At 56.4% G+C, this 2498-nt stretch carries 1 rRNA gene; it reads right to left on the bottom strand.

Features of this window, described 5'->3' with window-relative positions:
• Positions 1 to 2183, bottom strand: a 23S ribosomal RNA gene (locus AB0I11_RS34275); the annotation flags it as partial.
• Positions 2184 to 2498 lie beyond the last annotated feature (315 nt).

Below are 2498 nucleotides of genomic sequence, written 5' to 3'. Positions count from 1 at the left end.
CGGAACTTACCCGACAAGGAATTTCGCTACCTTAGGATGGTTATAGTTACCACCGCCGTTTACTGGCGCTTAAGTTCTCAGCTTCGCCACTCCGAAAAGCAGCTAACCGGTCCCCTTAACGTTCCAGCACCGGGCAGGCGTCAGTCCGTATACATCGCCTTACGGCTTCGCACGGACCTGTGTTTTTAGTAAACAGTCGCTTCTCGCTGGTCTCTGCGGCCACCCCCAGCTCACCGAGTAAATCGGATCACCAGTGATGGCCCCCCTTCTCCCGAAGTTACGGGGGCATTTTGCCGAGTTCCTTAACCATAGTTCACCCGAACGCCTCGGTATTCTCTACCTGACCACCTGAGTCGGTTTAGGGTACGGGCCGCCATGAAACTCGCTAGAGGCTTTTCTCGACAGCATAGGATCATCCACTTCACCACAATCGGCTCGGCATCAGGTCTCACCCTTAACGTGTGACGGATTTACCTACCACACGGGCTACACCCTTACCCCGGGACAACCACCGCCCGGGCTGGACTACCTTCCTGCGTCACCCCATCGCTTACCTACTACAAGTCTGGTTCATCGGCTCCACCACTACCCTCAACTCCGAAGAGATCGGGCCGGCTTCACGGACTTAGCATCGCCTGATTCAGTACTGGGCGTTTCAAAGCGGGTACCGGAATATCAACCGGTTGTCCATCGACTACGCCTGTCGGCCTCGCCTTAGGTCCCGACTTACCCTGGGCAGATCAGCTTGACCCAGGAACCCTTAGTCAATCGGCGCACACGTTTCTCACGTGTGTATCGCTACTCATGCCTGCATTCTCACTCGTGAACCGTCCACAACTCGCTTCCGCGGCTGCTTCACCCGGCACACGACGCTCCCCTACCCATCCACACAGGCGTTGGCCCTTAATGTGTGAATGACACGACTTCGGCGGTACGCTTGAGCCCCGCTACATTGTCGGCGCGGAATCACTTGACCAGTGAGCTATTACGCACTCTTTCAAGGGTGGCTGCTTCTAAGCCAACCTCCTGGTTGTCTCTGCGACTCCACATCCTTTCCCACTTAGCGTACGCTTAGGGGCCTTAGTCGATGCTCTGGGCTGTTTCCCTCTCGACCATGGAGCTTATCCCCCACAGTCTCACTGCCGCGCTCTCACTTACCGGCATTCGGAGTTTGGCTAAGGTCAGTAACCCGGTAGGGCCCATCGCCTATCCAGTGCTCTACCTCCGGCAAGAAACACACGACGCTGCACCTAAATGCATTTCGGGGAGAACCAGCTATCACGGAGTTTGATTGGCCTTTCACCCCTAACCACAGGTCATCCCCCAGGTTTTCAACCCTGGTGGGTTCGGTCCTCCACGAAGTCTTACCTCCGCTTCAACCTGCCCATGGCTAGATCACTCCGCTTCGGGTCTAGAGCGTGCAACTCAAACGCCCTATTCGGACTCGCTTTCGCTACGGCTTCCCCACACGGGTTAACCTCGCTACACACCGCTAACTCGCAGGCTCATTCTTCAAAAGGCACGCAGTCACGACACAAGGACAAGTCCTTGTGCGACGCTCCCACGGCTTGTAGGCACACGGTTTCAGGTACTATTTCACTCCGCTCCCGCGGTACTTTTCACCATTCCCTCACGGTACTATCCGCTATCGGTCACCAGGGAATATTTAGGCTTAGCGGGTGGTCCCGCCAGATTCACACGGGATTTCTCGGGCCCCGTGCTACTTGGGTGTCTCTCAAACAAGCCGTTGATGTTTCAGCTACGGGGGTCTTACCCTCTACGCCGGACCTTTCGCATGTCCTTCGCCTACATCAACGGTTTCTGACTCGTCTCACAGCCGGCAGACTATGAAAGAGAGATCCCACAACCCCGTATACGCAACCCCTGCCGGGTATCACACGCATACGGTTTGGCCTCATCCAGTTTCGCTCGCCACTACTCCCGGAATCACGGTTGTTTTCTCTTCCTGAGGGTACTGAGATGTTTCACTTCCCCTCGTTCCCTCCACACTGCCTATGTGTTCAGCAGCGGGTGACAGCCCATGACGACTGCCGGGTTTCCCCATTCGGAAACCCCCGGATCAAAGCTTGGTTGACAGCTCCCCGGGGACTATCGTGGCCTCCCACGTCCTTCATCGGTTCCTGGTGCCAAGGCATCCACCGTGCGCCCTTAAAAACTTGGCCACAGATGCTCGCGTCCACTGTGCAGTTCTCAAACAACGACCAGCCACCCATCACCCCACCCAAACAGGCGAGTTCACTGGGACCGGATCAGAAGGCAGCCTCTCGGCCGTACCCTCAGACACCCAACAACGTGCCCGACACGATCAACCCGTTCCCGTTTTCCACGCCGAAGCAGTACTAACGAAACCGTGCTCATCGTGCCGAATAGTCAACGTTCCACCCATGAGCAACCAGCACCGAACATTCGCCGGTGTACTGGCCTCTGACCAAGCGAACCTGGTAAGAAGTGCTCCTTAGAAAGGAGGTGATCCAGCC

Origin of the sequence: Micromonospora sp. NPDC050495 (genome assembly GCF_040655175.1) — a bacterium.
In the GTDB taxonomy this organism is placed as follows: domain Bacteria; phylum Actinomycetota; class Actinomycetes; order Mycobacteriales; family Micromonosporaceae; genus Micromonospora.
Note: the sequence above shows the minus strand (reverse complement) of the source record. Positions and strands in the feature narration are given on the sequence as shown.